9 protein-coding genes are annotated in these 14,175 nt (G+C 60.4%); 4 read left to right on the top strand and 5 right to left on the bottom strand.

Annotated features, from left to right (window positions below; all coding sequences use genetic code 11):
• Positions 1 to 97: 97 nt before the first annotated feature.
• The 3 genes from ACHZCU_RS02810 to ACHZCU_RS02820 all read left to right on the top strand — a co-directional run bounded on the left by ACHZCU_RS02810 (position 98) and on the right by ACHZCU_RS02820 (position 6,981).
• On the top strand, positions 98 to 4,261 hold the full coding sequence (locus ACHZCU_RS02810; protein ID WP_319517557.1) for a translocation/assembly module TamB domain-containing protein: 4,164 nt from the start codon (positions 98 to 100) through the stop codon (positions 4,259 to 4,261).
• A 391-nt stretch (positions 4,262 to 4,652) separates the two neighbouring features.
• Positions 4,653 to 5,801, top strand: coding sequence for a calcium:proton antiporter (locus ACHZCU_RS02815; RefSeq protein ID WP_319517558.1), 1,149 nt, complete (start codon positions 4,653 to 4,655; stop codon positions 5,799 to 5,801).
• 43 nt (positions 5,802 to 5,844) lie between these two features.
• Positions 5,845 to 6,981 carry a transporter substrate-binding domain-containing protein gene (locus ACHZCU_RS02820; RefSeq protein WP_319517559.1) on the top strand — a complete coding sequence of 379 codons (1,137 nt, stop codon included), beginning with the start codon at positions 5,845 to 5,847 and terminating at the stop codon, positions 6,979 to 6,981.
• A 307-nt stretch (positions 6,982 to 7,288) separates the two neighbouring features.
• Here the strand turns inward: ACHZCU_RS02820 and kdgR are convergent, their stop codons facing one another.
• From kdgR to ACHZCU_RS02845, 5 genes are all read right to left on the bottom strand, one after another.
• Positions 7,289 to 8,074 (bottom strand): DNA-binding transcriptional regulator KdgR, encoded by a 786-nt coding sequence (kdgR, locus tag ACHZCU_RS02825; RefSeq protein WP_319517560.1) that lies wholly within the window; start codon positions 8,072 to 8,074, stop codon positions 7,289 to 7,291.
• Between the two features lie 140 nt (positions 8,075 to 8,214).
• Positions 8,215 to 9,306, bottom strand: a complete 1,092-nt coding sequence (locus ACHZCU_RS02830; RefSeq protein WP_319517561.1) for a sn-glycerol-3-phosphate ABC transporter ATP-binding protein UgpC — start codon at positions 9,304 to 9,306, stop codon at positions 8,215 to 8,217.
• A 14-nt stretch (positions 9,307 to 9,320) separates the two neighbouring features.
• Complete coding sequence (locus tag ACHZCU_RS02835; RefSeq protein WP_319519731.1) at positions 9,321 to 10,091, bottom strand: carbohydrate ABC transporter permease; 771 nt, start codon at positions 10,089 to 10,091, stop codon at positions 9,321 to 9,323.
• Between the two features lie 142 nt (positions 10,092 to 10,233).
• Positions 10,234 to 11,127 carry a carbohydrate ABC transporter permease gene (locus ACHZCU_RS02840; protein ID WP_106311913.1) on the bottom strand — a complete coding sequence of 298 codons (894 nt, stop codon included), beginning with the start codon at positions 11,125 to 11,127 and terminating at the stop codon, positions 10,234 to 10,236.
• A gap of 63 nt (positions 11,128 to 11,190) precedes the next feature.
• Positions 11,191 to 12,468 carry an ABC transporter substrate-binding protein gene (locus ACHZCU_RS02845; protein WP_319517562.1) on the bottom strand — a complete coding sequence of 426 codons (1,278 nt, stop codon included), beginning with the start codon at positions 12,466 to 12,468 and terminating at the stop codon, positions 11,191 to 11,193.
• A gap of 720 nt (positions 12,469 to 13,188) precedes the next feature.
• On the opposite strand from ACHZCU_RS02845, the gene ACHZCU_RS02850 reads away from it, so the two are divergent.
• Entirely contained in the window at positions 13,189 to 14,175 is a 987-nt protein-coding gene (locus ACHZCU_RS02850) for a TRAP transporter substrate-binding protein (protein WP_319517563.1), read from the top strand.

Consider the following 14,175-nt stretch of genomic DNA (forward strand, 5'->3'; position numbering starts at 1 on the left):
CGCCCGGATTGACGCTGTATTCACACGTTCCATGGCATATAACTGGCCCGATCAGGCAAGGAGCCTGTATCGGGGCACCGTAAAGCACAGGAAGAAAATGGCCGCACTGCTTCGCATATTGATCAAGGTGATCGCGGGACTTGTCGCCGGCGTCGTACTCATCGCGCTCGCTGTCATCATTTTCGTCGGCTTCACCGGCTTTGGCGCCAATTTCGCCGTGCAGCAGGTCACCCAGCGGATTGCCTCGCCCGATTTCGCGGTTCATGTGGGCCGGGTCAGTGCGCCGCTCACCGGTCATTTCACGGTTGAATCGGTCACGGTCTCCGATATCGACGGCCCTTATGTCTCGGTCGACGATGTCGTGCTGGACTGGTCTCCGCTTGCCCTTCTCCGCGGCAATTTTGTCGCCGAAACCCTTTCCGCCCAGAATGTCGCACTGGACCGCCTCCCCGCTGCCGGTGAAGAGAAGGCGGAGAAAAGCAGTGATGCAGGCGGCGGTTTCTCGCTGCCGATCGGCATCAAGATCGCCAGCTTCGACTTTCCGCAGATCGACATTGCCGCACCGGTGCTTGGCGAAGACTATCCGCTTTCGGCGGCCGGAAAGCTCACCGCGGCAACCGATACGATTTCAGCATCGCTCGATGCCAGGCATCGCGCCCGCCCCAGCACCTATGTCAAGGCCGATGTCGAATATGCCCCGGCGGACAACCGCCTCGATCTGGATGCCGAGGTCAACGAGCCGCAGGGCGGAGTTATCGCCACTTTGATGCAGCTGCCCGGCGCGCCCGCGCTCAACATCGCGCTCGGCGGCGATGGACCGCTGTCGGACTGGCAGGGCAAGGTTACGGCTGAACTCTCCGGAGCGCCGCTTGGCGAAATCGATATTCACCACCAGCTCGACAGCGCCAATGAACGGCTGATCACCGTTTCCGGCACCGGACAGTTTGCGCCGTTGACGCCCGAGGCCTTTGCCAGCCTTGTCGAAGGCACCACGAACCTCGACATCGCGGTGTCGTTGTCGCCTTCCGGCCGTATCGCCATTTCGAAGGGCAATATCACCACCGGCAGCTTCACCCTTGCGGCATCCGGCGCCTATGACCCGGCGGGCAATAACGACCTGAAGGCCACGCTGAACGGCACTGACGGCCCCGTGCCGTTTTCCTGGCCGATGGGCGAGAACATGCTGGACCTTGCCATCTCGAATGCGTCCATCGCGCTGACGGGGGCCGCCGAAAATGCCGATCTGCAGACATCCGTCACGCTTGACAGGCTTTCGATGCCGGATATCAGCGTTGGCGGGCTTGCCCTTGTCGCCAGCGGCACGGGGCTCAACCTTGCAAACCGCAGCGGCATGCTCGATACCGCGCTGACGGTCGAAACCCTGTCCTTCGAAAACGAGAACCTGAACCAGCTCGTCAAGGCGCCGATATCGCTCTCGGCCCCGGTTTCCCTTTCCGGCTCACACATTGAAATCGCATCCGCCGAGCTTGAAAGCGGCAGCATCGGCGGCACCGCATCCGTGGCCTACGACATGGACGCACAGAATGCCTCCGGCAATGCCCGGCTTTTCGTTCTGGCCGATGCCCTGCCCGCACCGGCCGCCGGAATGATCGAAGGCATGACGGAAATCGAGACCGGTTTTTCAGCCGATCTTGCCGATGCCAGCTACACGCTTTCCGATCTCCACATCAAGAACAGCCTCGTTGACGCCACGGGCGACGTTTCGCTGTCAGACGGCGCAATCGATGCCTCGCTGAAGGCGGCACTGACCGAACTCGGCACATTTGCTCCGCAGGTCGGCGGAGCCGCGGAAATTTCAGCCTCGGCGACCGGCGCCCTGTCCGCACCTGATATCGAGGCCACCGCAACGGCCGACAATCTGGTGATTTCCGGCGAGGCACTGAAGGATTTCTCGCTTTCGCTGAAGGGCAAGGCCGATCCGGCGGCCCCCAGCGGCTCCGTTTCGGTGAAAGGCACCTATGCCGATGCTCCGCTGACACTTGCCGCCGATGTCACATCCACGGATGGCAGGATCAACATTTCCGGGCTTGAAGGCGCGGTCGGCGGCAATACGCTTTCCGGCGATCTGACGCTCAATGAAAGCTTTCTGCCCGCCGGCGGCATCAATTTCAACTTTCCCGACCTGAAACTTCTGGCCGGTCTTGCCGGACAGGACGCATCGGGCGGCATTTCGGGCCGGATCGCGCTCGACAATGCCGGCAACGCGCTCGGTCTTTCGCTCGACGCTGCGGGGAACAGGCTTTCCTTTTCCACGATCACGGCGGAAAACATCGATGCCGACATGACCGTCGCCGACCTTTCGGAACTGAAGGCCAACGGCAAGATCACGGTCGGTTCGGTTTCCGCCAGCGGACAGCAGGTCTCCAATATCGTCCTTTCAGCCAGCAATGAGGGGGCTAAGACCACTTTCGACCTTTCCGCCGATTATGACGGACAGCCCGTCAGCACCGAAATCCGCGTCACGCGTGCAGAAACGATGGATATCGAAATCCTCAGGCTTGAGGGGTCGCCGATGTCGCTTGCGCTCAAGCTTGCCGAACCGGGGCGGATCACGATCGCGGACGGCACCGCCGATATCAAAAACCTCCGGATCGGCATTGGCGGCGGCACGGTCAGCGCGCGCGGCAGCGTTGGCGAAAGCATGGACATGACCGTCAACATCGCCAATGTCGGCGCGTCGATTGCCAACGCGTTCGTGCCGAATCTCGGCCTGCAGGGCACGGTTTCCGGCACGATCACGGCAAGCGGCGCCCTGTCGAACCCGGCGGCCAGCTACGACCTGAGCTGGAACAATGCCAATCTGGCGCAAGCCAGCGCAATCGGCGGCCAGCCCTTCAGCCTGTCGACCAGCGGCCGCTACGAAAACAACCGGGTCACCACCGACACGACGGTGACCAATGCGCAGGGGCTGACGGCCAGGGCCAACGGCTCCGTCGGTCTGGGCGCCAACATGCCGCTCGATATCACCGTCACCGGTCGCCTGCCGCTTGCGCTTGCCTCCGTTGCCGCGGCCAATGCCGGATTTGCGGTCTCGGGCAATGCCGACGTGAACATGAGCATCGGCGGAAGCGTAAAAGCGCCGTCCTATTCCGGCGGCATGGACGTCAACATCACCTCCGTGACCGACCTCAGGCGCAATCTGCGGGTCAATGATATACGCGGCCGGATCTCGCTTTCCGGTGATCGCATGGTCGTCGATAACATCACCGGACGGCTTGCCGCCGGCGGCACGATGACCACAAGCGGCAGTATTTCGCTTGCCGGCGACCTTCAGGCCTCCCTGCGGCTGGATGCCAACGATGCCGTGATCAATGACGGACGGCTGCTGACGACCACGGTCAACGGCACTGTTACGCTTGAAGGACCGCTGCTCGGACAGCCGACGGTTTCCGGACGGCTCAATCTCGGCAGGACCGCCATCGTCATTCCCGACCGGCTGCCGGCATCGATTTCGGAAATCGACATCGTGCATGAATACGCCTCCGAGGCTGTGAGACGGCAGGCGCAAGAGCTTTCGCCGCAGCAGACGACCGATGCGCGCTCGTCCTTCAACCTCGACATCACCATCTCCGCCCCCAACGCGATTTTCGTCAGGGGCCGCGGCGTCGATGCCGAGCTGGGCGGCTCGATCAGCGTTTCCGGCACGACCGCAAACCCGATCATTACCGGCGGCTTCGATCTGATCCGCGGTCGTCTTTCCATCCTCAACCGCCGTTTCGATTTTGACCGTGGACGGATCACCTTCGGCGGCGCACTGGTGCCGCTGATCGACCTGCAGGCACAAACCTCGGCCGGTTCGACCGCCATCACCATCGCGCTTCAAGGGGTGGCAACCGACCCGCAGGTCAGCCTCAGTTCCGTTCCCGCCCTGCCGAATGACGAGATCCTGGCGCAGCTTCTGTTCAACCAGTCGTCTTCAGGGCTGTCGGCGCTGCAGATTGCCCAGCTTGCCGATGCCGTGATCCAGCTGACCGGCGGCACCGATCAGTCGCTGTTCGGATCGATCCGGGATGTGCTCGGCATCGACAATCTCGATGTATCGACGGATTCCGACGGAAACACCGCCGTCAGCGTCGGCAAATACCTGAACAGCAACACCTATGTTGAAATCGAGCAGAGCCGGGACAGCGGCACCAAGGCCAGCGTCAATATCGATATCGGCCGCAACTTCATCGTCAAGGGATCGGCGGGTTCGCGTGGCGAGACCAGCGGCGGGATTTTCTACGAGAAGGAATACTAGGCCTAACGGCCCAATCAGTTTGTGGACAAACCCGAAGACGTGCACATTGTTGCCGCCGTCAGCCGTCCCCACAGGTGTCATGCTCGGACGTGATCCGAGCATCCACTCCGCTCAACCCTTTTGATAAGAAAGGGTTTAAAGCAAGCATACATCGTGCGGCCCTGGATCCTCGGGTCAAGCCCAAGGATGCCCCGGAGTGAGGGGCAGCTTTGTCAGCAGCCTGTTAGGGCCTAACGGTCCAATGATCTGTGACAATCCCTGCCCCCTTGCCTGCCGCAATGCAGACCAACGGCATGACGGAGTTGAAATAACGGCGATATCATGGCAATCGAATGAGGGGGCAGGCGCATGCTGATCTTCTCTGTGCTGGCCCACAAGAGGAGATTTGCATTTGCCTAAGCCGGAATCCGCTCGAGACCCGATTGCCTTTCCGTCCTTTCGCACGCTGGTCCGGCGTGAACGGTTTTACGGTCTCACACTGCTGACATGCCTGCTGGTGCTGCTGTTCGAAGACAAGCTCTTTGCGCGTCTTGATCAACCGGTGCTGCTGGTGCTGACGATGGCCTGGCTTTTCTTCGTCATCCTGGCGACAGCCATCGGTGTCGTCCGCCATGCCGAGGCGCTGTCGGAGCGCCTGGGAGAGCCATTCGGCACATTGGTCCTGACACTCTCCATCACCGGCATCGAAGTGATGAGCATTACCGCCGTGATGCTCCACGGCGACAACAACCCCGCCCTTGTGCGCGATACGCTGTTTTCCGTGGTCATGATCATCATGGGCGGCATGGTCGGCATCTCCCTGCTGCTCGGCGCATTTCGCCATCGCGAACTGACCTTCAACCTCCAGGGCGCCAACGCCTATCTGAGCGTGATCATTCCGCTGGCCGTGTTCAGCCTGATCCTGCCGGACGTGACCCTGTCGACGCAGGGCCCGACCCTGACCGGACTGCAGAAAACAATGGTCGGCGCGATGGCAGGCGGGCTCTATCTCACATTCCTGCTGATCCAGACCGGCCGGCATCGCGGCTATTTTTCGCAGCCGCTGGAGGAGGAAGCACAGGCCGAAGAACATCATGCTGCGCCGGATACACCGCTTGTTCTCCATGTCATCCTGCTGTTCTGTTACATCGTTCCCGTGGTGTTTCTGGTCGAGCAGTTTGCCAGACCGGTCGATTATGTGATCGAAACACTCGGTGCCCCCACCACGATCGGCGGCATTTTGATGGCAATCCTGGTGACCACCCCTGAAGGCATCGGCGGCGTGCGTGCCGCCCTTGACCAAAAGCTGCAGTCGTCGGTGAACATCTTTCTCGGTTCGGTTCTTGCCACGATCGGCCTTACCGTGCCGATCATGCTCGTGATCGCCAGCCTGCTCGGGCTCGACCTCGAGCTCGGCCTCGACCCAACCGATATGCTGCTGCTGGTGCTCATTCTCGCCGTCAGTATCGTGACTTTTTCCAGCGGCCGCACCAATCTGCTACAGGGCGCCGTGCATTTTCTGCTTTTCATCGCATTTCTTGTTCTGAACTTTAACGGCTAGGCAATCGCCGCCGATACCGCGACACAGGAAAGGATCGAAACCAATGACAAGTGCAGTCACGGCGCGGTTTTTCCGGGCAGTCTTCAGCCTTCTGATCGGCTTTTTCCTGACGGCAATGGTGTCTATGCCGGGCGAAACGACGGCATGGGCACAGGAACAGGAAAGCGAGCCGCCACAGGAAATCCGGGTCGGCTACCGCGTCACACCACCCTTCGTCATGCGCAACGCCGACGGCGATTTCACCGGCATGGCAACCGAACTCTGGAAAGAGATCGAGGCCGGTCTCAACGTGACCGCCAGCTATACCGAATACGAAACCATTGCCGACCTTCTCGCCGCCGTTGAAGCCGAAGAACTGGATATCGCGGTCGGCGCCATCTCGATTACCGAAGACCGCGCCGAAGTTGTCGATTTCACCCAACCCTGGTTCGATTCCGGCCTCAGGATCATGATTGACGACCGGTCGTCGTCGTCGCTGGTCAATATCTGGAACGGGCTCGCCGAGGCCGGATACCTGCGATACTATGGCTGGCTGCTGGTGTTTATCGTGCTGGGCACAATCGGCCTCACCTTCTTCGACCGCCATTTCGACAAGAACTTCCCCCGCCGCTGGCGCGACGGCGTGTCCGAAAGTTTCTATGCCGTGATGCTGGTGGTGACCAAAGGTTCGCTTCCAAGCCGGTCCAAACTGTTCGGCTGGATCGGACGGGTGTTCGCCGCCTTCTGGCTGGTGATCGGCATTGCAGTCGTCGCCTATGTCACATCCTCGGTCACCAGTGTCATGACCAGCATTGCCATCACCGGCAGCGTCACCGGGCCGGACGATCTTCCCGGCCACACCGTCGGTGTGTTCCGCGGCTCCTCCGCCGAAAATCTCGTGCGACGCGAGGGCTACGATTTCGTCACCTATAGCGGCATAGAAACCGCGGTCGAAGGGCTGCGCAATGCCGAAGTCGACGCGCTGGTCGCCGATGCGCCGGTTCTCGAATACTTCAAGGCGCAGAATCCGAGCCTCGGTCTCGATGTCGTCGGCCGGCTATTCGCGCCCGACAAGTTCGGTTTTGCCCTTCCCTACGGACAGGACACGCTGATCTATCCCGTCACCGTGCGGCTGCTTGCGCTGAAGGAAAATGGCTATCTGACCGAACTCAGCCAGCAATATTTCGGCGACGAGCGATAAAGCCGCCGCCTGAAGACACGGCGGCCCAGACGGCTGACCAAGCTCTTCCCAAGTTTTTCCGTCATACTGGCCTTGAGCCGGTATCCAGGGCCGCTTGTTATGCGCTTTCAAAAAGAGTCTTTGCGCGCAAGGACTTGAGCTGACTGGATACCGGCTCAAGGCCGGAATGACGGCGGGGAGGGAGGCAAAACCGTGATTGCTTGCGGGGGTTGTCAATAATCTGAGCCGCCGCCTGAAGACACGGCGACCCGGGCCGCGAACAGGCGACAGCGATGTACTGTCTCAGCGCATATTTCCGGCACTCTCCCTAATCGGCATAACCGAGCGCCTGCGAGACATTGCGCGTTGCCGATTTCAGAAGCGCGACATAATCTTCCTTGCGGGCCTCGTCGAACCGAAACAGCGGAAAGGCGATGCTGATCGCCGCAATCGACTTTCCGACATGGTTGAGCACCGGCGCGGCGATGCAGCGCACACCGGCCTCGCTTTCCTCGATTTCCTCTGCGTAACCATTCTCCCGCACCGCCTGGAGCTGCTGGCGCAAAACCGCCTTGTCGGTCACGGTATTGGGTGCGGAGACCTCCATGTCCATAACGGCAAGCCGCCCCTCGATTTCCTCGTCATCGCGAAAGGCCAGAAGCGCCTTGCCCAGCGCGGTGGAGTGCAGCGGATTACGCGTCCCCAGCGTCGAATTCATCGACAGGCTGTAGCTTGAATCATATTGATGAATATAGACCACGCGCTGTTCGCGCCCGTCGAAAATGCCGAGATTGATCGATTCGCCGGTGGCGCGCGACAGCCGTCCCATGGCCTTGTCGGCAACACGCAGAACATCCGCCTGGCTCTTCATCGTCTGCGCGGCGAGGCTGAACAGGCGCGGCGTCAGCTCATAGCGCTCGCTTTTCTCATCCTGCGCCACATAGCCAAGCTCCATCATTGTGTGCAGGAGCCGGTGTGTGGTGCTTTTCGATGTCATGGCGCTCTGCGCGATCTCGGCGAGCGCCGCGCTGCGGTTTTCCGCCAGCGTTTCCAGAACCGCAAAGACCTTGAGGACGGCAGCCACATTCTCCGTTTTCGGTTTGTCGTTTTTCATTCAAATGCTCCACCTGCCCGCATCAGCCGACAACCGGCCCCCGCCCTAAAGAGACAACGAGCCTAACGCTCAGTCACCGCCTACCACGTCCTCAGTCCCCACCAATCACGCCCCTCGACCGTACTGCTCGATCGCGACGGTCACGCCGGGACTGCTTCCCCCAGTTCGACACGCTGCCCTTCGGCATCGAAAAGGTGCTGGTCAGCCGGTTCGAAACCAATACGCACGGTTTCCCCGACCCTGTGCTTTTCCATCTGATGGGTCTGGAAAATCAGTGGTTTGCCGGAAGGAAGGTCCACATGAACGATGGTCTCGCTGCCGAGATACTCGACCAGCCGGACCCGTCCCTCTGTCTGGATCGAGCCGGCATCCGGCTTGATGGCCTCCGGACGCACACAGACCGTCAGGCGTTCATGGCTTTCAGGCAGGCCCGGCGGCAGCGGATGGGTTCCGAAGTCACCGAGATCAAGCTTGCGCCCCGCCCCCGATCCGGTGACCGTCGCCTCGAACATGTTGATCTTCGGCGAGCCGATAAAGCCGGCGACGAAAAGGTTTGCGGGCCGGGTATAAAGCTCCTCCGGCGTCCCGATCTGTTCGATCTGCCCGGCGCGCAGCACGACGATGCGGGTGGCCAGCGTCATCGCCTCCACCTGATCGTGGGTCACATAGATCATCGTGGTCTTCAGGCGTTCATAGAGGCTTGCCAGCTCCACTCGCATCTGCACGCGCAGTTCGGCATCGAGGTTCGACAACGGTTCATCGAACAGGAAAAGCTGCGGCTCGCGCACGATCGAACGGCCGATGGCGACACGCTGTTTCTGGCCGCCGGAAAGCTGGCGGGGTTTGCGGGCCAGCAGCGGCTCGATCTGCAGAATGCGCGCTGCTTCATCCACCCGCCGGTCGATTTCGTTCCGGCTCATTTTGAGGTTCTGCAGGCCGAAGGCGAGGTTTTTCCGAACTGTCATATGCGGATAGAGCGCATAGGACTGGAACACCATGGAAAGCTCGCGTTTGGAGGCCGGCAGATCGTTCACCACTTTGCCGTTTATGGCGATGGTCCCGTCAGTGATTTCTTCCAGACCGGCAATCATGCGCAAGAGTGTCGATTTTCCGCAGCCGGACGGACCGACGAGCACGAGAAACTCGCCATCGTGGATTTCCAGATTGAGGTCGTGCATCACCGACAGCGAACCGTAGGATTTGCCGACTTTTCTGAGTTTGAGTTCAGCCATCTTTCAGCTCCTGCTTATTTCATGCCCGATGTCGCGATGCCGCGAACGATAAGTTTCTGGAAGGCGACGAAGAAGATCACCACCGGCACCAGCGAGAGCACCGACATGGCGAACATCTGCCCGAAGGCGGATTCGCCCTCCGTGTCGATGAACAGCCTGAGCGCCAGCGGCACGGTGTAGTTCTTGATGTCGTTCAGGTAGATCAACGGCGCCAGAAAATCCTCCCAGACCCAGATCATAGAAAAGATGGCCGAGGTCGCCAGCGCCGGCAGTGACAGCGGCAGGATCACCGCCCAGTAGATCTTGAAGCTCGAACAGCCGTCGATCTGGGCCGCCTCGTCAAGCTCCCGCGGGATCTGGCGGAAGAACTGTACCATCAGGAAAATGAAGAACCCGTCGGAGGCGAGAAAGCGCGGCACGATCAGCGGCAGATAGGTATCCACCCAGCCAAGCTTCAGAAACATCACATATTGCGGGATCAGGACGACGTGATAGGGGATCATCAGCGTCATCATCATCAGCCCGAAAAACAGCCGTTTTCCGGTAAATTCCAGCCGCGCGAAGGCATAGGCCGCAAACGAACAGGAAAACAGATTGCCGATCACGCACAAGACCGTGACGATGGTCGAGTTCCGGTAGAAGACCGTGAAGGAAACCGGCAGCGCTTCCCAGCCTTCAGTGTAATTGCTCCACTGGAAGCTTGAAGGCCACAGGCCCAGACTGCCGAAAATCTCGTTTTCCGGCTTCAGCGAGGACGCCAGCAGCCACAGCAGCGGATAGAGCATGATGAAGGAAAACACGATCAGGAAGATGTGCTTGAACAGCCGCGCCCGCCGCTCCCGCCTGTTCTTCGCCAGCCGGTATTCATGCGCGACCCGTGCGGCCTCATCGCGCTCGGCCTCCAGTTCCGTCTCGGCCAGCGCGGCCTCAGTCGCGTTCATTTTCATAATGCACCCAATATTTCGAGGTCGCGAAGGCAAGCGCCGTGAACAGGCCGATAATCACCAGCAGCACCCAGGCCAGTGCCGAGGCATAGCCCATGCGGAAGAACTTGAAGGCCTCGTTGAAAAGGTAAACCGTGTAGACCAGCAGGCTGTCTGCCGGGCCGCCCGTGCCATTGGAAATGATGAAGGCCGGCGAGAATATCTTGAACGCCTCGATGATCTGCAGCACCAGATTGAAGAACACCACCGGCGCCAGCATCGGCAGGGTGATCGCGTAGAATTTGCGAAAGCGGGAGGTCCCGTCGATATCCGCCGCCTCGTAGAGATCGCGCGGTATGCCGCGAAGACCGGCGAGAAAGATCAGCATCGGCGCGCCGAACTGCCAGATCGCCAGCACGATCAGCGTATAGATCGAGGTCGATGGATTGGTAATCCAGCCCACGCCCTGAATGCCGAAGACGGCCAGCACCTGATTGACCACGCCATCGATTGAAAACAGCTGCCGCCACAGGATCGCGATCGCGATCGAGGCGCCGAGCAGCGAGGGCAGATAGAAGATCGCGCGGTAAAGCCCGATTGTCCTGAGGCCCTTGTCCAGCAGCATGGCGACGCTCAGCGCCATGATCAGCCTCAGCGGCACGGCAAAGATGACATAGTGGAAGGTGACTTCCAGTGTTTTCCAGAAGCGCCGGTCGCGGGTGAACATGTAGATATAATTGTCCAGCCCCGTCCAGCGCGGATCGCCGACCATGTCATAGCGTGTGAATGACAGATAGAGCGACACCAGGATCGGGCCGATGGCGAGCAGGAAAAAGCCGATCAGCCAGGGGGACAGGAACATATATCCGGAAGCGTTGCGCGCTTTCGTATTCTTCATCGAACCACTCTTTCAAAAGGAAAGGCGGTCCCCGCACCGGACGGGGACCGGAGGCAAGACCTGTCAGCGCGCGCGATCGATGATCGCCTGTGCATCGTCGACGAAGCGTTCGGCTGCCTGCTGCGGCTCGATATCGCCGAGCACCACATTCGTGCCGGCGCGAATGAAGGCGTCACGCACTTCGCCCGCCCCCTTGGGTTCCGGCGGCGGCAGCGGGCCGACCTTGTCCTGGATGGCGTTGAAGTAATCCACGGAGACCTTTTCGGCCGGCGTGAAATCGGGCGCCAGCGCCGCGCGCACATCCGGATTGGCGGGAATGCCGCGTTCCAGACCGAGGATCTTCGTCTCTTCCGGATTGTTGATCCAGTCGTTCATGTACATGATCGCGGCTTCGGTATCCTCGCTGTCGCGCGTCAGGCTCATGAACATTGACGGCTTGATGAACTGGCCGGGGTCGCCGCCTTGCCTGTGCGGCACCATGGCGGCACCGACGGGATCCTGCATCAGCGCCTGAACGCCGACGATCTGGTTCGACCAGAAGTTCGAAATCGCGGTGTCGCCGGCAACAATGCCGACATCCGACATCGGCAGGTTGGCATCGAGCGATTTATCGGCGGACCGCAGCACACCGGCGTCCCTGAGGTCGCGCCAGAACTGCCAGTAATCGGCGATGATATCCGGGGACACCGTCACATCGCCATCCGGGCCGAAGAAGGAACTGCCGTTCTGGCGGATCCAGACCTCGCACACTTCCAGCACCACCGAGCAGTCGTCGGAGCCCTTGACCTTGCCGTCGGTGGCCTCGGTGATGGTCTTGCAGACGTCGGCGAACTGCTCCCACGTCCAGTCGATCACATCGACATCGACGCCGGCCTCTTCGAAGATCGTCTCGTTGTAGACGAACACTTGGCTGTTGGAACCGATATTGAGCGCATAGAGCTTGCCGTCGACCATGCCGCCCTGCAGCGGGCCCTCGTCGAAATTCGACAGATCGAGACCATTGCCAATGAAGGGGTCAAGCTCCTGCAGCGCGCCACGGCGCACATATTCAAACAGGAAACGATAGTCCATCTGCACCAGATCGGCCATGTTGCGGCCGGCGGTCTGGGTCGCCATCTTGGTCCAGTAATCGCCCCAGCCGATGGTCTCGCCCGAGACGGATATGCCCGGATGGTTCTTTTCAAAAACCTCGATGACCTCGAAGGTGCGCCTGTCGCGCTCGGGATTGCCCCACCAGAAATGGCGGATGCTGCGATCCTGCGCAAGCGCCGGCATCGGCAGGCCCGCAGCCAGCGCCAGCCCGCCCGTGGTGGTCAGGAATTTCCTACGTGAAACGGCCATAAACTCCTCCTTTTCATGGCTTTTCGATGTGTAACCCGGCTCCTCAACCGGATACGTCGCATATGTGTGCAGGCGCGGAACAAGGTCGGCGCCATTGGGAAAAACAGCAGAAACCACGCATCGAGCAGCGTCCGGCGAGATCGCGCCACCGCAACCTGATCCGACAGTCCAGCGCAGCCCGTCAGGGCCGGTTCCTGTTTTCCGAATTTCCTCCCTTTCGGTCACGTCACGGTATCACCCGTATCGCCAGTCGACCTGTCTGCTTCGTTCCTCCCCGCAGACGCCGGCCGACAGAACCCGTTTCAACCGGACACAGTTTGTAAACCTGCATACCGTTTTTTTCAAAACAGCGTTCCGCTTATGAAATTTACAACACAGCACTTCGATGATTGCAAGGACCATTTCGTCTGCCCCTAATACGGATGCAGCGCCGGAAAGGCCTGATCACCTTTATGGCAGGGACTTTGGTCGACGGACAAACCCGCCAGCGAAACGCAGGCAGGCGACAGCGCGTACCGGCGGCTCAAAACGCCATCACCGGTCAATATGCGCCCTGTATCACCGCCGAAAACACCGCAAAACGGGGCCCGTCGGCCATCAGCTATTGACAAATGACGGTCCTGTAAGGTTTTTCTGACCGACCAAAAGCCCGCCGGAATCGGCTGGTGAGAACAATACCGGCGCGCCCGCGTCGAAAAACATATTTCCGGGAGGACCTCGATGAAAAAGATACTGCCCGCAGCGGCCATCGCTGCCACAATCCTGTCTGCCGGGGCAATGCCGGCCTGGGCCGATATGGACCCGGTCAACCTGCGCCTTGCCCATGTCGTGAACGAGCAGGACGGCTTCCACGCCGCCGCCACCAAGTTCCAGGAACTTGTCTCCGAGCGCTCCGACGGCGCGATTTCGGTCGAGATTTTCCCGAATGCGACGCTTGGCGACGAGCGCACCCTTCTGGAAGGCATGCAGATCGGCACGGTCGATATGGGCGTGATCACCAATGGCCCGGTCTCGAATTTTGTCGAAGATATCGCGGTTTTCGAACTGCCGTTCCTGTTTCCCTCGCGCGACGCCGCCTATGAGGTTCTCGACGGCGAGATCGGCCAGGAACTTCTGGACCGCCTCTCGGAAGTCAACCTGAAGGGCCTCGCCTATGCCGAGCGCGGTTTCCGCAACCTGACCAACTCCGAACATGCGGTCAACACCCCGGAAGACATGGACGGGCTGAAGATCCGCGTCATGGAAAACCCGGTCTATATCGACACCTTCCGCGCGCTCGGCGCCGATGCGGTGCCCATGGCCTGGACCGAAGCGCTGACCGCCATGCAGCAGGGCACGATCGACGGTCAGGAAAACCCGGTCAACGTGGTCTATTCCTTCAAGCTCAACGAAACCCAGACCAACATGACCATGACCCGCCACAGCTACGCGCCGGCGCTGTTCGTCATGGGCATGCCGATCTGGAACGGCCTGTCGGAAGAAGCGCAGGAGATCATTCTCCAGTCCGCCCGCGATGCCGCCCAGTATGAGCGGGACCTGAATGCAGCGCAGGAAGACGAACAGCTTCAGGCGCTGCGCGATTCCGGCATGGAAATCATCGACAACGCCGACCTTTCGGCCTTCTCGGCAGCCGTCGAGCCGGTCTACGAAAAATACGGCAGCCAGTTCGGCGATTACCTGCCGCGCATCCGCGAACAGCTGAACTGA

Origin of the sequence: uncultured Martelella sp. (assembly GCF_963677965.2) — a bacterium.
GTDB classification, from domain to species: Bacteria; Pseudomonadota; Alphaproteobacteria; order Rhizobiales; family Rhizobiaceae; genus Martelella; species Martelella mangrovi.

Excerpts from the sequence above, each read along its gene's own strand:
- ACHZCU_RS02845 (WP_319517562.1), bottom strand. The coding sequence starts at position 12,468 with ATGGCCGTTTCACGTAGGAAATTCCTGACCACCACGGGCGGGCTGGCG.
- ACHZCU_RS02840 (WP_106311913.1), bottom strand. The coding sequence starts at position 11,127 with ATGAAGAATACGAAAGCGCGCAACGCTTCCGGATATATGTTCCTGTCC.
- ACHZCU_RS02830 (WP_319517561.1), bottom strand. The coding sequence starts at position 9,306 with ATGGCTGAACTCAAACTCAGAAAAGTCGGCAAATCCTACGGTTCGCTG.
- ACHZCU_RS02810 (WP_319517557.1), top strand. The coding sequence starts at position 98 with ATGGCCGCACTGCTTCGCATATTGATCAAGGTGATCGCGGGACTTGTC.
- ACHZCU_RS02850 (WP_319517563.1), top strand. The coding sequence starts at position 13,189 with ATGAAAAAGATACTGCCCGCAGCGGCCATCGCTGCCACAATCCTGTCT.
- ACHZCU_RS02835 (WP_319519731.1), bottom strand. The coding sequence starts at position 10,091 with ATGCTCTATCCGCTGCTGTGGCTGCTGGCGTCCTCGCTGAAGCCGGAA.
- ACHZCU_RS02820 (WP_319517559.1), top strand. The coding sequence starts at position 5,845 with ATGACAAGTGCAGTCACGGCGCGGTTTTTCCGGGCAGTCTTCAGCCTT.
- kdgR (WP_319517560.1), bottom strand. The coding sequence starts at position 8,074 with ATGAAAAACGACAAACCGAAAACGGAGAATGTGGCTGCCGTCCTCAAG.